The organism is Pedobacter sp. SAFR-022, from assembly GCF_051965375.1.
Classification (GTDB): Bacteria; Bacteroidota; Bacteroidia; order Sphingobacteriales; family Sphingobacteriaceae; genus Pedobacter.
Map to the genome: position 1 here is coordinate 245,726 of NZ_JBQCME010000004.1, position 24,480 is coordinate 270,205.

General features: G+C 45.0%; 22 protein-coding genes. 14 read left to right on the plus strand and 8 right to left on the minus strand.

Features of this window, described 5'->3' with window-relative positions:
• Nucleotides 1-26 precede the first annotated feature (26 nt).
• The 6 genes from aroC to ACTHQF_RS11710 form a co-directional block, all read right to left on the minus strand.
• Complete coding sequence (gene aroC / locus ACTHQF_RS11685; RefSeq protein WP_440430398.1) at nt 27-1,118, minus strand: chorismate synthase; 1,092 nt, start codon at nt 1,116-1,118, stop codon at nt 27-29.
• A gap of 61 nt (nt 1,119-1,179) precedes the next feature.
• Nucleotides 1,180-2,514 carry a 3-phosphoshikimate 1-carboxyvinyltransferase gene (gene aroA, locus ACTHQF_RS11690; protein ID WP_440430399.1) on the minus strand — a complete coding sequence of 445 codons (1,335 nt, stop codon included), beginning with the start codon at nt 2,512-2,514 and terminating at the stop codon, nt 1,180-1,182.
• A gap of 18 nt (nt 2,515-2,532) precedes the next feature.
• The gene (locus ACTHQF_RS11695) at nt 2,533-3,669 is read right to left on the minus strand and encodes a chorismate mutase (RefSeq protein ID WP_440430400.1); all 1,137 of its coding nucleotides are present in this window, start codon (nt 3,667-3,669) and stop codon (nt 2,533-2,535) included.
• Nucleotides 3,670-3,750: 81 nt separating this feature from the next.
• Nucleotides 3,751-4,581 (minus strand): prephenate dehydratase, encoded by an 831-nt coding sequence (locus tag ACTHQF_RS11700; protein WP_440430401.1) that lies wholly within the window; start codon nt 4,579-4,581, stop codon nt 3,751-3,753.
• A gap of 404 nt (nt 4,582-4,985) precedes the next feature.
• On the minus strand, nt 4,986-6,053 hold the full coding sequence (gene aroB / locus ACTHQF_RS11705) for a 3-dehydroquinate synthase (protein ID WP_440430402.1): 1,068 nt from the start codon (nt 6,051-6,053) through the stop codon (nt 4,986-4,988).
• Complete coding sequence (locus ACTHQF_RS11710; RefSeq protein ID WP_440430403.1) at nt 6,053-6,259, minus strand: RNA-binding S4 domain-containing protein; 207 nt, start codon at nt 6,257-6,259, stop codon at nt 6,053-6,055. Before ACTHQF_RS11710 ends, aroB begins: the two co-directional genes overlap by 1 nt.
• Before the next feature lie 171 nt (nt 6,260-6,430).
• Between ACTHQF_RS11710 and ACTHQF_RS11715 the strand changes: the two genes are divergently transcribed.
• The 11 genes from ACTHQF_RS11715 (at nt 6,431) to ACTHQF_RS11765 (ending at nt 18,808) form a co-directional block, all read left to right on the plus strand.
• Nucleotides 6,431-7,615: a proline dehydrogenase family protein gene (locus ACTHQF_RS11715; protein ID WP_440430404.1), complete on the plus strand. Its 1,185-nt coding sequence runs from the start codon at nt 6,431-6,433 to the stop codon at nt 7,613-7,615.
• Nucleotides 7,616-7,708: 93 nt separating this feature from the next.
• On the plus strand, nt 7,709-8,593 hold the full coding sequence (locus ACTHQF_RS11720; protein WP_440430405.1) for an AraC family transcriptional regulator: 885 nt from the start codon (nt 7,709-7,711) through the stop codon (nt 8,591-8,593).
• Nucleotides 8,583-9,014, plus strand: a complete 432-nt coding sequence (locus ACTHQF_RS11725; protein WP_440430406.1) for a DUF983 domain-containing protein — start codon at nt 8,583-8,585, stop codon at nt 9,012-9,014. The genes ACTHQF_RS11720 and ACTHQF_RS11725 overlap by 11 nt, the downstream gene beginning before the upstream one ends.
• 148 nt (nt 9,015-9,162) lie before the next feature.
• Entirely contained in the window at nt 9,163-10,413 is a 1,251-nt protein-coding gene (locus ACTHQF_RS11730) for an efflux RND transporter periplasmic adaptor subunit (RefSeq protein ID WP_440430407.1), read from the plus strand.
• 10 nt (nt 10,414-10,423) lie between these two features.
• Nucleotides 10,424-11,875, plus strand: coding sequence for a TolC family protein (locus ACTHQF_RS11735; RefSeq protein ID WP_440430408.1), 1,452 nt, complete (start codon nt 10,424-10,426; stop codon nt 11,873-11,875).
• A gap of 26 nt (nt 11,876-11,901) precedes the next feature.
• Nucleotides 11,902-12,567 carry an ABC transporter ATP-binding protein gene (locus tag ACTHQF_RS11740; RefSeq protein WP_440430409.1) on the plus strand — a complete coding sequence of 222 codons (666 nt, stop codon included), beginning with the start codon at nt 11,902-11,904 and terminating at the stop codon, nt 12,565-12,567.
• A gap of 8 nt (nt 12,568-12,575) precedes the next feature.
• On the plus strand, nt 12,576-13,817 hold the full coding sequence (locus ACTHQF_RS11745; RefSeq protein WP_440430410.1) for an ABC transporter permease: 1,242 nt from the start codon (nt 12,576-12,578) through the stop codon (nt 13,815-13,817).
• A gap of 48 nt (nt 13,818-13,865) precedes the next feature.
• Entirely contained in the window at nt 13,866-15,026 is a 1,161-nt protein-coding gene (locus tag ACTHQF_RS11750) for an ABC transporter permease (RefSeq protein WP_440430411.1), read from the plus strand.
• Between the two features lie 17 nt (nt 15,027-15,043).
• Nucleotides 15,044-16,414 carry a sigma-54-dependent transcriptional regulator gene (locus ACTHQF_RS11755; protein ID WP_440430412.1) on the plus strand — a complete coding sequence of 457 codons (1,371 nt, stop codon included), beginning with the start codon at nt 15,044-15,046 and terminating at the stop codon, nt 16,412-16,414.
• Nucleotides 16,415-17,677 (plus strand): sensor histidine kinase, encoded by a 1,263-nt coding sequence (locus tag ACTHQF_RS11760; RefSeq protein ID WP_440430413.1) that lies wholly within the window; start codon nt 16,415-16,417, stop codon nt 17,675-17,677.
• Nucleotides 17,678-17,731: 54 nt separating this feature from the next.
• Nucleotides 17,732-18,808, plus strand: a complete 1,077-nt coding sequence (locus ACTHQF_RS11765) for a spore photoproduct lyase family protein (protein WP_440430414.1) — start codon at nt 17,732-17,734, stop codon at nt 18,806-18,808.
• Nucleotides 18,809-18,847: 39 nt separating this feature from the next.
• Here the strand turns inward: ACTHQF_RS11765 and ACTHQF_RS11770 are convergent, their stop codons facing one another.
• The gene (locus ACTHQF_RS11770; RefSeq protein ID WP_440430415.1) at nt 18,848-19,963 is read right to left on the minus strand and encodes a Gfo/Idh/MocA family protein; all 1,116 of its coding nucleotides are present in this window, start codon (nt 19,961-19,963) and stop codon (nt 18,848-18,850) included.
• Between the two features lie 190 nt (nt 19,964-20,153).
• On the opposite strand from ACTHQF_RS11770, the gene ACTHQF_RS11775 reads away from it, so the two are divergent.
• Both ACTHQF_RS11775 and ACTHQF_RS11780 read left to right on the plus strand, forming a co-directional pair.
• A complete protein-coding gene (locus tag ACTHQF_RS11775; protein WP_440430416.1) occupies nt 20,154-20,441 on the plus strand; it encodes a hypothetical protein in 288 nt (95 codons plus the stop codon).
• Between the two features lie 253 nt (nt 20,442-20,694).
• On the plus strand, nt 20,695-22,608 hold the full coding sequence (locus tag ACTHQF_RS11780; RefSeq protein WP_440430417.1) for a PAS domain-containing sensor histidine kinase: 1,914 nt from the start codon (nt 20,695-20,697) through the stop codon (nt 22,606-22,608).
• A gap of 28 nt (nt 22,609-22,636) precedes the next feature.
• Here the strand turns inward: ACTHQF_RS11780 and ACTHQF_RS11785 are convergent, their stop codons facing one another.
• Complete coding sequence (locus tag ACTHQF_RS11785; RefSeq protein WP_440430418.1) at nt 22,637-23,368, minus strand: helix-turn-helix domain-containing protein; 732 nt, start codon at nt 23,366-23,368, stop codon at nt 22,637-22,639.
• A gap of 211 nt (nt 23,369-23,579) precedes the next feature.
• On the opposite strand from ACTHQF_RS11785, the gene ACTHQF_RS11790 reads away from it, so the two are divergent.
• Nucleotides 23,580-24,458: a hypothetical protein gene (locus ACTHQF_RS11790; RefSeq protein WP_440430419.1), complete on the plus strand. Its 879-nt coding sequence runs from the start codon at nt 23,580-23,582 to the stop codon at nt 24,456-24,458.
• Nucleotides 24,459-24,480 lie beyond the last annotated feature (22 nt).

Here is a 24,480-nt window from a genome sequence, read left to right on the forward strand (position 1 = left end):
AAATAGAAACAAAAACAGCCGGTGGATTAATCCAACCGGCTGTTTTTATTTCTTAATAGCTGATCTGCGAGAACTAATGCTGCCATCGCCTCAACGATCACAACCGCCCTTGGCACCACACAAGGATCATGGCGTCCCTTGCCTTTTATTTCTGAAGCCTCACCAGCAGCATTGATCGTTTGCTGGTTGTGCATGATGGTTGCTACAGGCTTAAATGCCACCCGGAAATTGATTTCCATGCCATTTGAAATTCCGCCTTGTATACCACCAGAGAAGTTGGTCAGCGTTTTAGGTTGGTCTCCATCAGGGACGAAGATATCGTTATGCTCCGAGCCACGCATTTCACTGCCACTAAAACCAGATCCGTACTCAAAGCCATGCACGGCATTAATGCTCAGCATTGCCTTTCCAAGCTCGGCATGAAGTTTATCAAATACCGGTTCACCAAGTCCGGCAGGGCAGTTCCTGATGATACAACTCACCTTGCCACCAATGGTATCACCCTCTTTCCTCACCTCATCAATGCAGGCAATCATCTGATGTGCCGTTGCAGGATCTGCACAGCGCACGATGTTCTCTTCACGCTGCTGGTACAACTCCTGAATGCTAAGGTCAGCCAGGTTCGGCGCTTCGATGGTGCCCACAGCAGACACATGAGCAAAGACTTCAATGCCATGTTCCTTGAGCAGCAACTTTGCGATTGCACCAGCTGCTACACGCGCTGCGGTCTCCCTGGCTGAAGACCTTCCGCCTCCGCGGTAATCCCGTATACCATATTTAGCGTCATAGGTGTAGTCGGCATGAGAAGGGCGGTAGACGTCCTTGTTATGCGAATAGTCTTTGGAGCGCTGGTCCTCGTTTGGAATGAGCAGCGCGATGGGTGTTCCCGTACTCCTGCCTTCGAAGATACCGGACAGTACTTGTACCGTATCGCTTTCTTTCCGCTGTGTGGTGATCTTCGACTGCCCAGGACGCCTTAGGTCCAGCTCAGCCTGTATATATTCCAGATCTATTGGCAGGTTGGCGGGGCATCCATCGATGATAACACCAATGCCCACACCATGTGATTCTCCGAAAGTTGATATTCTAAAAAGCTGCCCGTAGGAGTTGCCTGCCATATTAATAATCCTTATTGCTGTAAATAAACAATGTTTGTTTGTATTCTTTTACGAGTATATTTTACTTCACCAAGAAGCCCGCTTTCTCCAGGTCCTTCCAGAAATCCGGATACGATTTCTCCACCACATCCATGTCCTCAATTTCAAGCGCCTTCACAAAGATGCTTAACGGCGCAAAGGCCATCGCCATCCGGTGATCGTCATAAGTCCTGATGCTTACCCGCTCAGGGAAATGCAGGTTCTGACAATTAAGCGTATAGATGAAGTTGTCTTCAACAAGCTCAACACCAATTTTTGCCAGCTCATTCTGTAAAGCTTTTACGCGGTTTGTCTCCTTGATCTTCAAGGTCTCTAATCCAGTGAAGCGCAGATTGAGCCCCTTCGCAGCGGCACACACAATGATCGTTTGTGCAAGGTCGGGACAATCTTTCAAATCAATGACGTCTGTTATGTTATCGCTATTTGATCCAGGCACTGAATTGCCGGGCATTGAACCCTCGACCAAACCTGTCTCATCCTCCAACATCGCAACCTGGTTTGCACTGGCACTTGACTGTAGCAACACGCCATTTTCTGTCCTGCTGGTTTCAACGCCCAATGGACGCATCAACTGCTGAATACGGCTATCGCCCTGCAAGCTGTGCTCTTTAAGGTTGGGAAGGGAAATGTTCGCGCCCGGAACCAGTGCTGCGATGCTGTACCAGTAAGAAGCAGCACTCCAGTCAGGCTCTACAATTAAACGACCAGGTGTGAAATCCTGATGTTCAATTTTGATGACGTTCTGAGTCCAGGTATGTTTAATGCCAGCTTCTTCCAGCATTTTTAAAGTCATACGCACATAAGGCTCGGAGGTTAGATCATCTACGATCTGCAAGCTCAAGCCTTTCTCCAGCGAGGCACCAATCATCAGCAAGGCCGAAAGATACTGGCTACTCACATCACCTTTAATCTGTACGGCATCTGTCACCTGCTTAAACCCACCAGTAATCTGCAGCGGTGGATAACCATTTTCTTCCAGGTAGGAGATGGAAGCACCTAAAGTCCATAAAGCTTCTACCAGAAGCTTTATCGGACGTTCCTTCATGCGTTTGGATCCAGTAAGTTCGAAAGAACCTCCCACAGTAGTCAGGTAAGCGGTTAAGAAGCGCATCGCTGTGCCAGCATGCCCCACGTCAATGGGCGACGCCCCAGCGGGATCTTTAGCAAGCTGCTCCAGGATACGGTTCAATGTCACCGTATCTGCAGCGTCTGATAGATTGTCTACGGCAATGACACCTTTGCTCAATGCGGCAATAATCAGTGCACGATTACTTTCACTCTTAGAACCTGTTAACCGTATGGTTGCATCAATTGTAGCCCCTTTCGGGAAACTAACCAAAGCCTCGTGTTTATTCATTTTTGTAGCTGACAAGGGTTAGGCTTGAACAGGTGGTGCAACTTCTACAATGGTTTCTGCAGTTTTATCTTTATTCATAATCAGCGTCTGCTTTCTGATCGACTCGCTGTGGATCAATTCCAGGAACTTCTCTGTGAAGTTTGGATCAAGTTTCAAGGCTGAAGCGAAGGCACCACGTCTTTTCATGATCTCATCCCAACGGTGTACCTGCAAGATCGTTACGTTATTATCACGTTTAAATTCACCGATCTTTTCCACGATAGCCATACGCTCTCCAAGTTTCTGAATAACCAGGTCATCGATCTTGTCGATCTGTCTTCTAAGGTCAGCCAACTTATCTGCAAATGCTTCATTCTGCGATTCCGGCTGACGAATAGAGAAGCGCTCCACAAGCTCTGCCAGTGCTGCAGGGGTAACCTGTTGTTTAGCATCAGTCCAGGCAACAGAAGGATCAATATGTGATTCGATCATCAAGCCTTGCATGTCAAGGTCTAGCGCTTTCTGCGCGATGTATGGGATCAGCTCACGGTTACCGCAGATGTGACTAGGGTCGTTAATAATCGGTAATTCCGGGCAGTGCGTTTTCAGTTGGATTGCAAGCTCCCACATTGGTTCGTTACGGAAAGAGCTTTTTTCGAAAGATGAAAATCCGCGGTGAATTGCACCAATTTTGGTGATGCCCGCATTGTTAATACGCTCTAATGCACCAATCCATAAGGAAAGATCCGGATTCACAGGGTTTTTAACCAGTACAGGTACATCATGACCTCTAAGTGCATCTGCAATTTCCTGTACAGAGAATGGGTTCGCAGTGGTTCTTGCACCAACCCACAGAATGTCCACGCCTGCAGCTAATGCCTCTTCAACATGTTTCGCTGTTGCAACTTCAACGGCAGTTGGCAAGCCAGTTTCCTCTTTCGCTCTTTTTAGCCACTCCAGGCCGATACTGCCGATACCTTCGAACTCTCCCGGACGGGTACGCGGCTTCCAGATTCCTGCTCTCAATACCGAAACTTTACCGGTACTCTTTAATAAATGCGCTGTAGAAAGCAGTTGCTCTTCCGTTTCTGCACTGCAGGGACCGGAGATGATCAAAGGTTCGTTGGTTACAGATATCCAGCTACTTAATGGTTGGATGTTTAAATTCAATTTCATGTTGTTTATGTTTTTGGGGGTTATTAATATTGTTAGTTGTGCAGCTCGATCGTTCAATGGAGCCTGCTGCGATTTGCTCGTTTATACCTGGTCGTTTTTTACGTACTCGCCCATGATATTAAAGTTTACGGTGTGCTTAAGTACCATCCGGAGTGCCCGGTCATACTTCTCGAGGTCGTCCCACTCAATATCTACGTAAAAGTTGTATTCATTCCTTCTGCCCAAAACAGGCATTGACTGGATCTTAGATAAGTTGATTCGTTCCTCGGCAAAGATGTTCAGCACCTTAGCGAGTGTGCCAACAGCGTTTCCAACCTGGAAACATATGGAGGCTTTGTTAAAAGATCTACTTTCTTCGGAGGCTTCACGCGTTAAAATCAGGAACCTGGTAAAGTTCTTACGGTTAGATTCTATCCTGCGCTCAATAATGTTCAAGCCATAAAGTTCAGCAGCTAAGGTGTTTGCGATGGCTACCGTGTCGGTTAATTGCTCATCACGAATTTTCTTCGCACATGCTGCCGTATCGCTGCTTTCAATCACCTGCAAATGCGGAAACTGATCAAAGAAGTCTATACATTGACGGATCGCAATAGGATGGGAGGTCACATACTTGATGTCTTCAAATTTAACCCCCGGCAGGGCCATTAGATGTAGTTGAATCGGCAGATAAACCTCACCAGCAATGGAAAAATTGTAATCCCGAAGCAAGGTGTAGTTTGGCAACAGACTTCCTGCAATGGAGTTCTCAATGGCCATGACCACGTAATCTGCTTCATCATGCTGCATGCTTTCGCAGGTTTGCTTGAAAGAATCGCATTCAACAGTTTCGATATCCTTACCGAAAAACTTAAATGCTGCTGCTTCATGAAATGAGGCTTTTGTACCTTGGATGGCAACTCTTGGTGCTTTCATTATTTGATGATTTGTCTTATTTGCGTTTTCATTTTCAACTGGCTAAAAACAAAAAAAGTCCCGGCGTATTGCCGGGACTTCTATATACAGTATATCTTATCAGATTGCATATTAGTCCCGGCTCTTACTAAAGTAGTAAAAGTAACCAAACCAATATGTGCTGTTAATTATCATTTCTTGTTCTTATATATCCAAATGTAGTAACAAAATTTAATTTGTCAAGGGTTAAATTAAAAAAATAATTAATCGTAAACGCTTTTATACTTAGCATTTCTCCAAATTTATGAACTCAGGAAATGGTCTATATTTCGCTTTAGTATAATTTGCTGATCAAATGTTCCAGCGCATCCCTGGTAAGCCCAATAAGGTTTTTTAATTTACCTGTTCTATACTCAAATTAGAACTCAACCGGTATAGACCTGATTAAAGTACTTCAAACTTTCCAGCAGATCTTCATCAGTAACTTTACAGTTGTACTCGCATTTTCCGATTTCAGCCAACAAGGAGAATAACACAAAACCATGTTCATTCTTTTTGTCGGTTTTAACCAATGCTAAGATCTCATTAAAGCTTGCTTCAGTAATGTGGTATGCGGGATAAACAGCTTTGATATAAGTTGTAATCTCTTGCAACGATTGCTCAGCCAATCCGCAGTATTTTACAGAAAGGTAAGCTTCGCAGATCATACCAATAGCTATTGCTTCACCGTGGGTAAGCGGTCGTTCATCGTTGCTTAAAGCATAACTTTCCACGGCATGGCCGATAGTATGCCCGAAGTTCAGGATCTTACGTAAACCTTTCTCCAATGGGTCTTTTGTTACGACCTCATGCTTAATTTCTACAGAACGATAGATCTGCTCCGCAGTCACGGAACGATAATCCACTAACTTCAATGCCTCGAAATAAGCTTTATCCATGATCAAACCGTGTTTGATCATCTCAGCAAATCCAGATAACAGCTCTCTTTCTGGTAAGGTCTGCAGAAAAGCAGACTCAATAAACACGGCCTGTGGCAAACTGAACGTGCCCACCATGTTTTTCACGTTATCCACGTCGATGCCCGTTTTCCCGCCAACAGAGGCATCAACCATAGACAACAGCGTTGTCGGAATATTAATGAAATCAATGCCGCGTTTATAGGTAGAAGCTACAAATCCACCAAGATCTGTAATGACGCCACCCCCAAGATTGATCATCAGGGATTTTCGATCGGCTTCAAAGTCCAGCAACGTTTTCCAGATGCCGATACAGAAATCAATGTTCTTGTTTTCCTCGCCCGGATCCGTCTCGATCAGATCAAACCCGGTATAATCGCCAAGCATGGCCTGAAAAACGGGTAAACAAACTTCAGAAGTATTGCCATCTGCAAACACGAAAACCTTGCTGTACTTTTGATCTGCTAAAAATGACTGAAGTGGTTCCAGTGCCGTGTCAAAGTAGATGCTGTGCCCATTGCTTAGAATTTCTGCCATTAGATCACCTTTATTTGTTGACCCATAAAATCAACTACATCGCCAACCCTGACCTTCAGGCGCTTACGATGGTCCACCTGTCCATTATACTTGATCAAACCGTCTTCAACAACAGTTTGGGCCTCGCCGCCACTTTGAACCAGTCCGGTTGCTTTCAGCAATTGTATGAGCGGAATAAATTCGCCTTCTAATTTAAATTCTATCATGGTTTAGCAAATTTACAATTTATTACAAAGGGATTTACCTTTCGCAGCATCTGAATTCATATTTTTGCCTCCGTTTTCCAAAACCTAAGGCAGCGCAACGAATCATAAAGCAGACTTTTGTTCATTGGAAGCAACTTGAATCTTATACACAAACGAGCTAAACACAAATAGATGGAAATTTCCCCGAAAAGAACACTGAATTTTGATGATACGGAGATTGCTTTCCGAAGTAAAAGCAATGCGGAGCTGAATGCAGCCTATTTGTTGTTTAAAGTGATCAGCAGCAATTTCCTGACTAAAGTTGGTCCCCCGATCACCAATTTCTTTTTAAACGTAGGCCTACCCATCCAGCCTGCCATCAAGGCAACGATATTCAAGCAATTCTGCGGTGGAGAAACCATTGCGGAATGCGAAGCCACGATTGCGCAGCTTGCAAACGCAAATGTTGGAACCATCCTCGACTACTCGGTAGAGGGCGAAGAAAAGGAAGAAGTTTTTGATTTTACCTGCGAAGAGATCATCCGCACCATCCTTCGTGCTGCAGGTGATCCACGTATACCGATCACCGTATTTAAAGTAACTGGTATTGCCAGATTTGCTTTGCTGGAGAAACTTGATGCTAAGCAAGCATTAAGTCCTGCGGAAACAGCAGAATTTGAGCGCGTAAAAGCCCGTTGCGAGAAGATCTGCCGTACTGCATACGAGAAAGACGTTCCGGTGATGGTTGATGCCGAGGAATCCTGGATCCAGGAAACCATTGATGAGTTGGCGATCGACATGATGCGCCTGTTCAATAAAGAAAAAGTTATCATTTATAACACCTATCAGCTATACAGACACGATAAACTGGCGGACCTGAAAGCCGATCATCTTATCGCAAGAGAGATGGGCTACCTGTTGGGCGTAAAGCTCGTACGCGGTGCCTACATGGAAAAAGAGCGCAAGCGTGCAGAAGAACGTGGCTATCAATCTCCCATCCAGCCAGATAAAAAAGCTACAGATCAGGACTACAATGCCGGTTTAAACTACTGCATCACCAACATCAAAGAAATTGGACTGGTATGCGGCACGCACAATGAAGATAGCTGCAGATTGTTAGCGCAGTTACTGGATCAGCATAATATTGCACACAACCACCCACATGTATACTTCTCCCAATTACTAGGCATGAGTGATAATTTGAGCTTTAACCTGTCGGATGCGAAGTACAACGTGGTCAAATACGTTCCTTATGGTCCAATAAAGGCGGTAATGCCCTATCTGTTCAGAAGAGCACAGGAGAACACTTCTGTTGCTGGCCAAACCAGTAGAGAACTGAACCTGATCTTAAAGGAAAAGAAACGAAGAAGACTATAATCGTTCAATGCCTCTTGAGGTTTATCCGTAAAAAGTACCATTTATAGTGGGTTTATTACCATAAACCCGCTATTTTTTTGGGTATCTTTGGATGTGAGAACAGAAATACCGATTTACGATATCAACAACTTCCGGGAATATAAAACCCAGGGGATCGTGGCAAGTAGATTCGGACACTATTCCAAAACGCATGCACATTTGCATAGTGCCCACCGGCACTCGTTTTATCACCTGGTGTTCTTTACACAGGGCAGTGGTCATCATCATATCGATTTCAAACAATTCGAGGTAAAACCTGGAAGTGTGTATTTTATGATTCCAGGACAGGTACACAGTTGGTCCTTTGATGAAGAACCAGATGGCTACATTATCAATTTTTCAAAAGATTACTTCAATTCTTTTTTAAGTAATGCTGGTTATCTTCAAAGCTTTTCCATATTCAGCGGCATTGCCGACCAGCAGGTCATCACGGTTCCCGATGATACCGCATCCGAACTGGCATACTGCTTTGAAGAGATCCTCAAAGAAGGTGCGCTAAAGGGGCCGTTCGGAGATGATCTGGTTCGCACGCTGTTATTGCAAATTTTTATCAAAGCGGAACGCTCAACTGGCCACAAAATTGAGGCAGCTGCAAGTTCTTACAATCAAACGATCTTTAGAAACTTTCAAAAGTTGATTGCAGAACATTACCGGACCTTGAAATTGCCGAAAGCATATGCAGAACTACTCTACATCACGCCAAACCACTTAAATGCTTTATGCAAGGACATCATCGGCTTATCTGCCGGTGAGTTGATCCGGGAGCAGGTGATTCTGGAAGCCAAAAGGTTGTTGATCAACCTGGATCTGAGTATCGCTGACATTGCAGACAAGCTTAATTTCAGTGATCATTCTTATTTTATTAAGTTCTTTAAAAAACATGAAGGCATAACGCCTGAAAAATTCAGAAAATCAAATATCAAGCAACATGGAAAATAACGTAGCCCACAACAACATACCTAAAGTTTCGCAATGGTCTGGACTGGTAAATTGCAAATGTCCGAGATGCCGTGTAGGCAATGTCTTTACTGGCTTCACGTACAGCCCTAAAAGCCAAAAAATGCAGGAAGTCTGCAGTGCCTGCGGACTGAAATTCGAGCGTGAGCCCGGCTATTTTTATGTTGCCATGTTCGTAAGTTATGCGCTGAACTGTGCGGAGATGATTGCGGTATGTATTGCCGCCTATATTCTCGGTCTTGAACTCACTAAAGAGCACATCTGGTACTATGTCGGATTGATCATTGCTACATCTCTGGTTTTCGCGCCATTCAATTTCCGTTATTCCCGTATGATCCTCCTTTACTGGTTATCTCCGGGACTGCATTACGAACCAAGCCGGATAAAACACATGAAATCCTAGCTGTTTTAGAGAACATACTTTATTGCCCGATATCTAACAAAACGTTCGATATCGGGCATTTTTTTATTTTCTGTAAATTGTAAACAACTAATAATCAGTAAGTTAACATTGGTATTCCTCTTGTAAAACCCAGTCCAAAAAGAATCTAATGGACCGGAGTATAGAAATAGAGGTAACAGCTACCAGAAAGAAGAGGCGACTAATCATCATTATTGCTGTCGTGCTAAGTTTGCTTTTAGCCATATGGCTGATTCGCAGCTTGCTAAAACCCTCTTTATATGCCAGTGATATCATCGTTTCTAATGTTGAGCTTGGTGCGGTAGAGAATACAATCAGCGCGACGGGTGAAGTGCTTCCGGAGTTCGAGGAGATCATTGCCAGCCCAATCCAGGCCTCCATCCAGGAAGTGCTGCTAGAACCCGGCAGGAACGTGGTCAAGGGACAATCTATCTTGCGTCTGGATAAGTCAGCAACCCAGTCTGAATATGAACGCTTGCAGTTCCAGATGGAATCTAAAGCAAACGAGATCAGTAAGCTTAAACTTACCCTGGAGAAAAGCTTCTACGATATTAAATCCAACAACAGCATCAAGGAACTTCGCATCAGCAACCTGAAGGATAATGTGTCTGCTGCACAGCGCCTGCTGAAAGCTGGTGGAGGCACCAGGGAAGATGTGGAGAAAGCTGCACTAGACCTGAAGGTGGCCCAGCTGGAGAAACAACAGCTGGAAAACGAGATCCGCAGCAAGCAGCAGACTATGAAGATCGAGATTCGCGAAGCGGAAATCGCCCTGGCCATTCAGAAGAGCGATCTGCAGGCACTTAAACGTAAACTCGATCGTGCAGAGATTGTCGCATCCCGTGAAGGTGTTGTCACTTGGGTAAACAAAAACATCGGCGCAAGCATCAACGAAGGGGAGGCCCTGGTCAGAATTGCCAACCTCAGCAGTTTCAAGGTCGCTGGAAGTATGTCCGACAATATGCTTGATCAGATCTACAATTCCATGCCAGCAGTCATCCGCATTGGTGAAAATCAACTTAAAGCGAGTATTGCCAACATATCCCCGGCCATAAACAATAACATTGTCTCTTTTGACCTTCGCCTGGATGATAAAGCGGCAAAGACGCTTAGACCAAACCAGAAAGTAGACGTATTCCTGATCACGGAAACCCGGCCAAAAGTGATGCGTGTTTCGAACGGTCCTGCATTTAACGGCGCCGGTAAGCAAGATGTTTTTGTACTGAACAAAGGCCTAGCGGAACGCAGAACCGTGGAAACCGGCTTGAGTAATTTCGACTACATCGAAATAAAAAGCGGATTAAAGCTTGGAGATCAGGTGATCACCACGGATATGACTGCCTACAAGCATTATCAGGCAATTCCAGTCCTAAGCAAATAACAATAAGATCATGATCAAATTACTATTCATCGGTTTTAGCATGTTATGGCAACCCGCTGCAAAGCAGGAGAGCGATACTTTGAAATTGAGCCTCCAGCAGGTGGTGGCGCTTGCAAAAACAAATTCTATCGCTTCCAAGCAGGCCGCAACCATCAAAGAAACCAAGTTCTGGGAATGGCGGACCTTCAAGTCAAACTACCAACCGCAGCTCGCGTTAAGCGGTATTTTGCCGGGCTATACCAAGACCTATGTACAGGTACAGCAGCCAAACGGTTCCATCTTGTTCCAACCCGTTCACAATGATAATTCTTCGCTTACGCTGGACTTTACACAAAGTATTGCTGCAACAGGTGGAACCATTTATGGCACCACACAGCTACAGCGTTTTGACGATTTCGACCGTAATAATGTGTTGTACAATGGTATACCATACGGCATCGGCTATACTCAACCCATATTGCAGTTCAATGAATTGAAATGGGACAAAAAGATAGAACCGCTGAAGTTCAATGAGAGCAAGCAGGCTTACATTGAAAGTCAGGAGAAAATTGCTGTCAACGTAACTGATTACTACTTCGACCTCCTGCTTGCGCAGGCTAACGTAGACATGGCCGAAACCAACCTGAGCAATACCCGGCGCATTCTGGCAATTGCAGAAACCAAGTTCGACCTGGGAAAAATTACTAAAAACGAAATCCTGCAGTTACAATTAGAGGTACTCAATGCCCAGAAAGCTTTAGGGAGTGCTAATCGCGATGTGGAAATCGCAACACTGAACCTGATTAGCTACGCCGGTATAGACGCCAGCAGCAAAATACTTTTGGAGATGCCTGCAGCAAATGCAAACATCGAGGTCTCCAGCGACTTGGTGCTGAAAGAAGCATTGGAAAATAGATCAGATGCCATCGCCTTTGTAAGGCGGCTTGCGGAAGCGAAACGTGATGTTGCAAAAGCAAAAGGAGAGAACGGACTTAAAGCCACCCTGCGTGCAAACCTTGGTTTCTCCAATGCAGGCACAAAAATCTGGGATGTTTACCGCTCGCCAAAAAGCCAGCAGTCTGTAGAGATCCAACTGTCCATACCTGTGCTCGACTGGGGCCGCTCTAAATCACGAACAAAGACGGCACAGGCAAACGAACAGTTCACCACCTATTCCGTGCAGCAGGATCAGCAGATCTTCCGGCAGCAGATCATCACGGAAGTGACGCTGTACAATATGATGAAGGAGCAGATCAAGCTTACCGCAGAAGCGGAGCGCATCGCGGTAGAGAAATATAAAATCGCCAGTGAACGCTATGTGTTAGGAAACCTCAGCATCACGGACCTCAGTATCGCCTTTCAGGAGAATGACCGCGCTAAAAGGGACTACGTTACCTCCATGCGCGACTTCTGGACCGCCTTTTACCAGTTACGCTATCTATCATTATATGATTTCGAGAAAAATCAAAAGATTACCTATTGATCAATACTTATTATTAAATATACATTATGATTCGCTTAGAAAACATTGAAAAGGTCTACCGTACAGACACGGTAGAAACCCTGGCCATCAACGGCATCAACCTGCACGTACAAAAAGGAGAGTTCCTCTCCATCATGGGTCCTTCCGGATGTGGTAAAAGTACACTGCTCAACATCATGGGCTTGTTGGATGAGCCTTCCAGGGGGCAGATCCGGATCGACAATCAGGATATCAGTCGCTACTCCGACAAACAGATGGCGAATTTCCGGAACGAGAAACTTGGCTTTATCTTCCAGAGCTACCATTTGATCAACGACCTGCAGGTGCTGGACAATGTGGAACTACCATTATTGTACCGCAACAGTTCTGCTCAAAGCAGGCGAAAGCTGGCAGCTGCGGCACTGGAAAAAGTCGGGCTGAGCAATCGGGTTAAGCATTTCCCTACACAGCTTTCCGGCGGACAGCGGCAGCGAGTGGCTATCGCGAGGGCCATTGTAGGCGAGCCGCAGATCATCCTCGCGGATGAGCCGACGGGAAACCTGGACAGCGCCATGGGCAATGAGATCATGGACATCCTGATCAACCTCAACAAAAATGAAGGTACCACCATTGTGATGGTTACCCACGATGAAACTATGGCGCATAAAACAGATCGGCTCGTGCGCTTATTTGACGGTTCACAAGTTCAATAATCATCGCCATGCTTAAGAACTATTTTAAAATCGCAATCGCTGTATTGAAACGAAGAAAGTTCTTCACCTTCATCAGCTTATTTGGCATCAGCTTTACCTTGATGGTGATCACGGTAGCAGCGGCCTTTCTGAACAAACTCATCAACGAAGACTATCCGGATTATAAGCGGGAACGCTCGCTGTATGTTGCTATGATGGAGATGAGAAATACCAAAGAAGGCTGGTTGAATAGAAGTGATGTCTCCTTTTATTTTCTTGATCACTACGTATCAAAATTGAAGGCGCTCGAAAAAATGGCCATCTCCACCAGAGCCGAGGCGTCCAATGCCTTCGTGAACAACAAAAAACTCGTGATCGAGTACAAGTACACGAACGCAGATTACTGGAATGTGCTGGAATACGACTTCATTGAAGGCAAGCCCTATGGTCCGCAGGAAATCGCAAACGCAAGTATGGTAGCGGTAATCTCAGAAGAAACCAGAGATGATTATTTCGGCCCGAATGTTCCGGCCGTTGGAAAGTACATTTCTGCCGACAATATCAACTATAGGGTAATCGGTGTGGTGAAGAACGTCTCAAAAACCTTGTACAACTTTGCCGGAGATATGTATATCCCTTACACCGTATCTAAGCAGGATTGGAATGAGGTTGCATTGCTGGGAAACTGTAATGCTATTTTGCTGGCACGCAGTCCGGAAGATGTCCCGAAACTGAAAAGGGAGTTTGAGTCGATGATGACTAAGGTTAAAACACCTGACAAGGAGTTTGACAAAGTCTCCTCCCATGCAGACTCTTTCTTTGAGAGCTTAACCAGGCGCAGCCCAGCTGGCGATGGGGAAAACTCCGGTGCCAGTAGCGTGATCAGGTTATTAGTTGGCCTCTTATTTCTTTTTTTACTGTTACCCACCATAAACCTGGTCAGCATCAACATTACCCGGATATTGGAGCGCTCTTCAGAGATTGGTGTGCGTAAGGCATTTGGCGCTTCATCAAGTACCCTGGTTTATCAGTTCGTTATAGAAAATCTCATTTTAACGATCATCGGTGGTATCCTCGGAATAATCCTCTCGGCACTGGCCATTTACTTTATCAATAGTGCCAACCTGATATCTAATATGCACTTGTCCTTAAGTCCGATTGTGATAGGTTACAGCCTACTGGCTTGTCTGCTTTTTGGATTGATCTCAGGGGTATACCCAGCCTGGCGCATGTCCCGACTAAATGTCGTTAGCGCCTTGAAAGCTCAATAATTTTTACCATTTCAATTTAAAGTCATGTTTAAACATCTTTTTAAACTTATGTGGAACAAGCGGAAGCAAAACTTCCTTTTACTTTCCGAGATACTGATCTCCTTCATGGTGATCTTCGCCTTATCTTCCTTTCTCGTTTATTATTTTCAAAATTACCGGAAGCCCGCCGGTGTTGATCATGAACGTGTATGGTCGGTCGTATACGACAACAGGCATTTAACCAAAAACGTGGACTCCGCTATTTTGTTCCATGATAATCTGGAGAAGTCATTGAAAGCGATGCCCCAGATTAAAGAGGTTGCTTATACCAGCCCCAATTTCCCGTATTCTGAAAGTAATATGAATACCAACCTTAACCTTGATAACCGCGAGATCTATTCTGTTAATCGATACGTGGCCGGAACGGACTATCATAAAGTATTAAATATGAAACTGGTTGAAGGGCGCTGGTTCAAACCTGAAGATAGGGTGGCTAATGCTAAACCAATCGTTATCAATGAGACACTAAAAGCGGAAGCCTTCGGTAACAAGAGTGCTGTGGGTAAGTACTTTGACAATCATGATAAAACGGACCGCCTCAAGGTCGTTGGTGTTGTTCAGGATGTAAAGGTTAACGGCGACTACCTGCCTGCAGGAAAGGCGATGTACAATCAGATGGACACCACAGACGTGAAGTGGAACAGCTTCATTCTGCTTAAGGTAAATGAAACTGCAGATGCGAATTTCGAAGGCAAGCTATATAAGTTCCTGGGACAAACATTCCATAACGCGCGGGTTGAAATCAGCTATATGGATGATCTTCGTGATGCCAAAAACGAGATGACGATCATTCCAATGATCATCTTCATGATCGTTGCTGGCTTTCTGATCATCAACGTGGCACTTGGACTTTTCGGCGTGCTTTGGTACAACATCAGCCGACGCCGGAGTGAGATTGGGCTGCGGAGGGCCATCGGTGCGAGTGGTACCTCCGTTTCCAGTCAGCTCGTGGCAGAGTCGCTCATCCTTGCCACCTTATCGATCATCGTTGGATGCTTTTTCGCCGTACAGTTCCCACTATTGAACGTCTTTGATGTTGATGCGGATGTATACCTCTATGCAATAGTGCTTTCAATGCTTTTCATCTACCTGCTGGTTATTGCCTGCTCGGTATACCCGGGGCGCCAGGCTGCCGCAATACACCCTGCAACTGCTTTACATGAAGAATAATTCAATACTTTTATAAAATGATACTGATCGTAGATGATGATATCGCGGTAAGAACCTCCATGTCCCTGCTGTTGAAAACAGCGGGGTATGTTGTTGATACTGCCGACAATGCTGAAGGTGCTTTTCAGAAGGTCATCAATGCTCATCCGCAGCTGCTTATCCTTGACCTGAACTTTTCTAACGATACCTCCGGGAAGGAGGGTATGTCGCTCCTGGAAAAGATACGTCAGGTAGATACCGGCGTACCCATTATCTTGATCACTGGATGGGCAAGTATAGAACTGGCTGTGCAAGGTATGAAAGCGGGTGCCAACGACTTTGTCAACAAACCATGGAACAACGAACATGTGCTGCAATCGGTAGAGACGCTCTTGAAACTCAAGGATCAGCGGCAGGTATCTAAAACCAGGAAAGATCTCGATCGTAAATACAATTTCCGCCAGATCATAGGGGAGGACGCGGGATTGCTCGATATTCTGGAAACCATTGGAAGGGTGGCACCCACAAACGCTTCGGTGCTCATCACCGGGGAAAGTGGAACGGGCAAGGAGCTGATCGCAGAAGCTATTCACCTGAACAGCACCCGCACCTCTAGGCCCTTTGTCAAGGTAAATCTGGGCGGTATTTCTTCTTCTCTATTCGAAAGTGAGATGTTCGGGCATGTTCGCGGTGCTTTCACCGATGCACGGGTCGACCGGATGGGTCGTTTCGAGATGGCTAACAAAGGCACAATATTTTTAGATGAAATCGGCGACCTTGAAGCCAGCAGCCAGGTGAAGCTCTTGCGCGTGCTACAGGATCGAACATATGAGGTACTCGGAAGTAGTCGCACAAAAACGGTAGATACTCGTGTAGTCTGTGCCACCAATAAAGACTTGAACCAAATGGTCTCTTCTGGCTTATTCCGGGAGGATCTGCTTTACCGGATTAACCTGATCAGTATTCATTTGCCGGCATTGCGTGATAGAAAAGAGGATATTCCTCTGCTTGTTAATTTCTTCATTGATAACCTCAAAGAAATATACAATCGACCGTTGCTGAAGGTCAACGCCGCGGCGATGCGATGGTTGAAGAACTTACCGCTACCAGGCAACATCAGACAGTTGAAAAACCTCGTTGAACGTACAGTACTGATCAGTCGCCGGGACGAGCTAGCCATTGAAGACTTTCAGTCGCAGCTGAATCCTGCACCTAAAGAAAACAGGAACAAGCTGCCCGAAGTGGGGGTCATGACGCTGGAGCAGGTAGAAGCAGAAATGGTAAGGCAGGCGATGAAGTACCACAACAACAGGATCACCCGTGCTGCAGCCTCCCTAGGCATTACCAGAAATGCTTTATATCGCCGCCTGGAGAAATACCAGATCCCTTACGATGAAAACGAATCCTAGATGAAGCTGAAGGTAAAATATATCCTGTTCATTTCAGCTCTGCTGGCCATCTGCCTGGTGTTAAGCTATTTTATCTTTGAGGAACAGAAGATGTTGTTCATCCTTTCTGAAGTGCTGATCATCGGTTGTGCAGTCCTGGCCATCAAACTTTACAAACAACTCATTCAGCCACTCACAAACCTGCAGCAAGGGATCACCGCCATTAAAGATCAGGACTTCAATGTTAAATTCCGCTCCACCGGTCAGCCGGAGGTAGATGAACTGGTGGAGGTTTATAACCGGATGATCGATGCGCTGCGGGTAGAGCGAACCATGCAGCAGGAGCAGCATTTCTTTCTTGAAAAACTGATTCAGACTTCACCAACAGCCATAATCATCATGGACTTCGATGGTAACCTAAAACAAACGAATCCTAAAGCCGCGGAAATTCTGAAATCGGCACCTGCATTGGAATCAGAACTTTCTGCGCTGGATACCGGAGCCTCCAAGGTTATCCGGATAGATGGACTTCGGACTTATAAGATCCAGAAGTCCAAGTTTATAGACACCGGATTTGAGCGCCGGTTCATTATGATGGAGGAGGTGACCGCAGAAATTTTCGAAGCAGAAAAAAATGTCTATAGTAAGGTGATCCGGATGATGGCGCATGAGGTCAATAATACGGTAGGTCCGGTGAACTCGATTATCGCTTCCGCACTTGCGAGTAAGGATATGTGGCGTAATCCGGATGCGGAACTGCTGCGACAGGCCTTACAGGTGGCTATCGATCGGAATCAGAACCTGAACCACTTCATGCGTAACTTCGCAGATCTCGTTAAGTTGCCTCCGGTTAATAAGCAACAGGTAGATATCACCGCAATCACGAAGTCGGTCGTTTCACTAGTGCAATTTACCGCCCAGGCCAGGAACATCGATTTTGAACTTGACCTTGGCGAAACACCTTGCTTAGTCCTTGCCGATGCGCAACAATTCGAACAGGCATTGATCAATGTGCTCAAGAATGCATACGAATCGATCGGTCAGGACGGGAAAATAAAGCTCGTACTTGATCCTGCAATTCCCGAGTTAAAGATCATTGATAACGGACCAGGGATTCCCGAAACAGATCGTGACTTGCTGTTCAGCCCATTCTACAGCACCAAAAAAGATGGACAGGGAATAGGACTCACCCTGGTCAGGGAAATCCTGCTGAACCACGGCTTTGACTTCTCCCTCAAAACGATTGCGCCCAATCAAACGGTATTCAGCATCAAGCTGCACTAGTGGATCTTTTATAAACAATGTCACCAGCAGGGTGTTAGCTTAAAAAAGTTAACGATGCTGCACGAAAAGACCATAGACCACCTGCTTCAAATCAAAGAGATTTATCTCGAACCCGCAGTTTACCAGATGCCGCGTGGCAAGGAGATCCTGGCCAAATATCCTGATGCTAAACACATAGAGGTAGCTTCTCATTGGAAGATCCCTGAATTGTTCGGCTTCGAAGGTTCGGTAGAGGACTGGATCAGTAATAAACGTAATGTACTGATCCTGGGCATTAAGAAGTCGCTAAGTGCCAGAGCAAATAGCAGAAGCTCACACTGGATTGCACCATCAGAGTCAAATGGCTGCACCATGTCCTGTTCGTATTGCTATGTACCCCGGCGTAAAGGCTTCGCAAACCCGATCACCATCTTTGTTAATATTGAACAGATCATCCGCTACCTGCAGCGCCATGCAGCCCGGCAGGGTCCGAAACTTCAACCCGATTTCATCGATCCGCAATATTGGGTGTATGAAATTGGCGAAAATGGTGACTGCTCTGCCGATGCCGGTATCTGCGATAACGTAAAAGATATGATCCATGCTTTCACCAAGATCCCTAATGGTAAGCTCACCTTTGCAACGAAATTCGTAAACCGCGAGCTGTTGACTTATGAGCCGCAACTAAAAACGCGTATACGTTTCAGTCTGATGCCACATCAGATGAGCAAACTCGTCGATGTACGCACTACACCGATCAGTGACCGCATTGATGTGATGAATGAATTTGTGGAAGCGGGATACGAAGTGAACGTAAACTTTTCGCCGATCATCTATTATGAAGGCTGGATAGATGATTGGGTGGTATTATTCGAAGAGCTAAACGATAAGCTAAATGAAAAAACGAAAGCGCAGCTCATTGCTGAGATCATCTTTTTGACCCACAATGAGCAGCTGCATGAAGTGAATATGAACTGGCACCCAAAAGCCGAAGAAGTATTGTGGCGGCCCGAGATCCAGGAAGTAAAATACAGTCAGACCGGGGGCCGGAATGTCCGTTATAAAAGAGGTTTCAAGAAAGACCTGGTCGATACCTTTACAGATCTGGTGGAGTTACATTTGCCATATTGCAAGATCAGGTATGCTTTCTAGGCATACCTGATCTTCGCGGGATAGACGGTTCTTCCAAATTTATATGCTGATCTTTTGCTTTTGTCCGCTTTTAACAGCAGCATAGATCGCTTCAATCACCTTTAAATCTCTGACACCCTCTTCGCCGTCAACCGGCACCACCGGCTGTTTACCCTGAAGAATAATATCTGCCATCTCGTCCATCTGTACGGTCTGGTGCGTCACAATAGGTTGGTTCAAAGGACCCTTATGCGATCGGCCCTGAATAGGACCGTAGTTTGTTGATGGCCACATCTCCACATAGCCGTCTGTGCCATTCAGGAAAAAGCGGTCCAGGTTGTTCATGTTGTAAGTAGAAAGACACGAGGCAACCGCTCCACTTGGGAAGCCAAGTTGAAATTGTATCGTTTCATCCACACCTTCTTTGAAAATTTCAGGTTTTGTTTTAGTCTCCTGTGCTGTTACCCATACCGGCTCTTCACCAACCATATATCTGGCGCCATTAATGGAGTAGATACCAATGTCCATCATAGACCCTCCGCCAGCAAGTTTCTTATCTACACGCCATATATTTGGATCATTGATGGTGAAACCCGTAAGGCCTTGAAAAAAGGTGATCTTGCCAAGTTCTCCTGCCTTTCTCATCCGGATCACTTCGAGCGTTTGTGGTTCAAAGTGCATCCGGTAACCCACCAATAACTTCACGTTTGCTTTTTTACAGGCATCCACCATTTCCTGACCCTCTTTAACACTAATGGCCATGGGCTTTTCACAGATCACGTGTTTGCCCGCACGGGCCGCTCTTATGGTGTTATCATGGTGCAATGCGTTGGGGGTAATAACATATACGGCATCAATGTCCTTGTTGTTTTTGATGCTGTCGAAGTTCTCGTAATTATAACAGTTCTTCTCTGGGATATTAAAGCGGCTTTGCCAATCCTTGATCTTCGAGGGCGTACCACTGATCACTCCAACCAGCTTGGCCTTTTTACAATCTTTCATAGCATCGGCAACACGGTTAGCATAGCCACCAAGTCCCATGATGGCCACTCTTAACACCGGTCCCTGATAAGGTTCTTCCTTTTTAACATTTGATGCCCATGCGGCCATAGGCGCAAGTTGCATGGCCAATGCGCTGCCTCCAAGTTTCTGTAAAAATAAACGACGTGAGTTCATAAGTTTTTTTTTCGGATTACTGTTTCATTTAGAACCGTTTAAGTACTGCGAATGTTTTTCAATTGTTATTGATGCACTTTATCACATCGGTTACGGTTAGTACCTGAAATTTAGCGCCATGAAAACCAACCAGCGTTAAACAGGTTTGTTAAGATAACCAGAATTTCAGTAAAAACTAAAATTTAGAACTATGGAAAGTCAACAGGAAAACCAACAAAGGGATATGGAAAATGATGGCACAACGCACGACTCTACCGGAAAAGAGTTCGGCAAAATGCCACCTGAAGATTATAACGATACCGGTTTTGCGGGTACCACAAATGCGGTAAGTGCAGGGGAGGATGGTCACGACGATAAACTGGCCATTGAGGATACCATGATCGGCTATGATGGCAATGATGAGCAAATGGATATGGACCTGAATGTAGATGATGGACCGAATGACCTGGGTGACCCAGGCGTGGATGATAATGACTAGTGATCAGCGCAGACCTGAGACACACCTCGCGCACACCTGACCCACACCTCAGCCACGTAAGCTGTGCGTTTGGTGTGTTTGAGCTGTGTCTCAGCGCATGTTGAAGTCATTATTAAACACAGACTCCATACGATCCTGTGAATGCTTAATTATTGGAAAAAGGGGACTGCTAAAAACTAAGGCAGTCCCTTTTTGTTTCTGTTATTTTTCCACATATTTGATACAAGTAGAGCAACTTAATCCCTGTAAAGTTTTGACCGACCATACCGACGAATTCTACCAGAATGCGCAGTTTCAAAGATTTTTTCAGAAGTCTGCGAATTCCCTGATTATTAAAGCGAACCCGCCGCATTTCACCATACTGGCGGTGAGTGATCAGTTTTTAAAAATTAGCAAGCGACAGCGTGCCGATATCCTGGGGAAGGATTTGTTTTCGGCCTTTCCGGATCGTTTAATTGAGGGAAGGGAGCGGGAGATGGTCATCGCCACGTTTGAGAAGACTATCGCAACAAAAGCGGGGGTGGAGTGGCCTAACTACGGCTATGAGGTTCTTAATGAGCAAACCGGACAGCTAGAAATGCAGTATTGGAGCAGCCTTCAGGAACCTTTGCTTGATGAAACCGGGCAGGTGACCCACATCATTAACACCACCTTGAACATTACAGAGGCTATTGCAAATACTGCTGAGGCTAAAACCGCCATGCAACGGCTTGTTGCCAGTGAAGCAAACATAAGGCGCATGGTGAAAGAAGCGCCGGTTGGCATGTGTATATTAAAGGGTGATCCACCCTTTGTGGAGGAAATAAACGATTATCATGTACGACTTACCGGCAAGCCATACCATGATTTAATTAGTAAATCTTACTGGGAGGTAAATCCGGAATTGGAAGCGGTGTACAAACCCATCTTTGAGGAAGTGTTCCGAACCGGTGAGGCGTATCATGCTAAAGGACGTGCCGTAAACCTGATTCGCAATGGCCGGGAAGAAACCGTTTATATAGACTTTGTCTTTCATCTGATGCCAGACTATGATGATTCTAAGAAGGTTATTCTAATTATAGCGAACGACGTAACCGACCAGTTTCAGGGCCACAAAAATCTTGAAAATGCCTTTGAGCAGCTCCGGCTTTCCAAGCAGGCAGCACAGCTCGGTACCTTTGATATGGACATGAGTAACCATGAATTGATCTGGGATGAAAGAACCAGAATCTTGTTTGGTATTGATCATTCCGGACCAGTGGAGTATGAAGCAGATTTTGTCAGGAACTTGCATGAAGATGATCGTGAGCGGGTGTTAAAAATTATTGCTCAGTTAATGAGACATCAAATGCCAGACGACCGGTATGATGTGGAATATCGGACAGTGTCGCCCAAAGATGGTACCATCCGCTGGGTGCGGGCCATCGGCAAATTATACTTTGATGATGCGGAAAGGCCCTTGCGATTCATTGGCTCTGTGCTTGATATTACCGGACAGAAGATGGATGAAGAGCGTAAGAATGACTTCATCGGTATGGTAAGCCATGAACTGAAGACCCCTTTGACGTCGATGCTTGCCTATCAGCAGATTTTACGGAAAAAACTGAAGGGTAGCACGGATGAATTTACACAATTGGCATTGGATAAATCCAATCAGCAGATCCGAAAAATGACCTCCATGATCAATGGATTTTTGAATATTTCGAATCTGGAATCCGGAAAGATTAAGCTGAAAAAAGAAACTTTCGATCTAAGGATGCTTTTGGAGGAGCTTATCGAAGACTTCCGGATGTTTACGAATACACATGAGATTATGCTACATACCTGTGAACATGCCAGATTGTATGCAGATCGTGAAAAGATATCTTCTGTGATCTCAAATCTGATAAGCAATGCGATTAAGTATTCTCCACATGGAAGAATGATCGAGGTAAGCTGCCGATCCATTGGCGCAAATATTCAGGTAAGCATCAAAGATGAGGGCATGGGTATCAAAGAAGAAGATCAGAAACGACTTTTTGAGCGTTTCTACCGGATTTCAACCTCTCACCGCGAGAACATTTCCGGTTTCGGCATTGGACTTTACCTGTCTAAGGAAATTGTGGAGCGCCATGCGGGCAAGATCTGGGTGGAAAGTGCGTCCGGTAAGGGCAGCACTTTTACATTCTCTTTGCCGGCTGCTGATTAGCTGCGAGGTCGGGATCTTTTACCTCATTTCAGAGCTGCGAGGGTGGTACACCAAAATGTTTTTTGAAAACATAGGAGAAATGTGACAGGTCTTCAAATCCGACCTCCAGATATACTGCTGATGCGGATCTTCGCTTTTTCTTAATGAGGTAGTAGGCTTGTTCCAATCGCTTTTGCATCAACCAACGACTTGGGGCTGTTTGAAAGGTACGTTCAAAATCCCGTTTGAAAGTAGAGAGGCTTCTTCCGCTGAGGTAAGCGAATCTTTTTAGTTCAACATTGAAGCGATAATGTTGAAGCATGAAAGGTTTCAGCTCAACTTTCGGCGGATTTGAAAAGTCAAAAAGGATCTGCTTCATTTCGGGATTTTCCATGAGCAATGTTATAATGGCTTCTTTCACTTTTACAATAAGCAATTCCTTTGAGTTTTCTTGTTTAAAGATTTCCTTGTAAGGCAATAAAGACCTCATGTAATTGAGCAACAAGGGACACTCCGTCAGCTTCAAAAAACTGCGCTCCGTAGTGGAATGCTGTTCGGCATGGTTGAATTCATGTGCGAAGGTTTTAAGTACGGTTTGCGGTAGTGCAATGGAGATCTCCTGGTATTTACCTGAGGGGTCTGGGTAGCTGCGCTGTTTAATGAGGCTTTTGGCGCTACAGAAACACAGATCACCGGATTGAAACCTGGTTGTTCCTTTCAGATCACTGAGCTCCAGCGTACCAGATTTAATGAGCACAATGGTGTGTTCTTCATTTTTCATTTGGCGCTAAAATTACCAAATTCTCAAGGTTGTTTGCTCAAACTAATCGCCTAAGCAACCTTAGTTCAGCAATCTGTCATTTCCAATTACCAGGATCTGAACGGGCCGTTGTGTAGGTTTCAAACTATTGTGCTGATTTTAGACTATCTTTTGAGTATCTTAACTAAAGCAACTTACCTCATTTTCTATACATCATTTAACAAAATTCAAGATGAAATTAGCTAAGCTCCTTTTAATTTTCCTATTTCCACTAGGCCTTCATGCCCAGACGGACAATGCTGAACTGCAAAAGATGTATAATGAAGACCAAAGTTCAAGAATGGAAAAGCATATTGATTGGTCCATTTTGTCAAAGCAAGATATGGAAAGGGAAAAGCGAGTATATGAGTTGATTGAAAGTGGAAAGATTGTAACTGGGAAAGACTACTACAACTCTGCCATGATCTTTCAGCACGGTAACGACACCATTGCATCTTCAATGGCCGTTAAACAGATGAAGAAAGCAATTGAATTAGATACGACAATAAACAAGTGGCTCCTTGCGGCAGCGATTGATAGAGATCTGATGAGAAGGCAGAAGCCGCAGATATACGGGACACAATATGTGAAGAACAATGGCGAAACCAAATGGAGAAGATACGAGATTGATACGACGAAGGTCACTGATGCAGAACGAAAACAATACGGCGTAGAGACACTGGCGGAACAGCTTGTGAAAGAACGGAATATGAACCTTAAATCGATCTCCGAATTTCATGCTAACGGAAACTCCATAAGCAAGACGCTCGATTTCATCAAATCTGAAAAGAAAAAAGAGGAGGACTCCGCGTATAACCTAAGTGAAGATGGGCTAAACATATTTGCTTATGAATTATTAAACGCTAAAAAGCTTAATGATGCATTGGTAATATTCAGGTTGAACACAGCGCTGTATCCAGAAGCTTATAACGCCTTTGACAGTTTAGGGGAGTGTCTGTTGCTATTAGGTAAAAAAGATGAGGGTTTTAAAGCTTACAAAAGATCACTGGAGCTGAACTTGAAAAACGAGAATGCCAGGAAGATCCTTGCAGGACCAAAAAGCAAAGGCTAGAAACCTAAAAAGGTGTTACTAC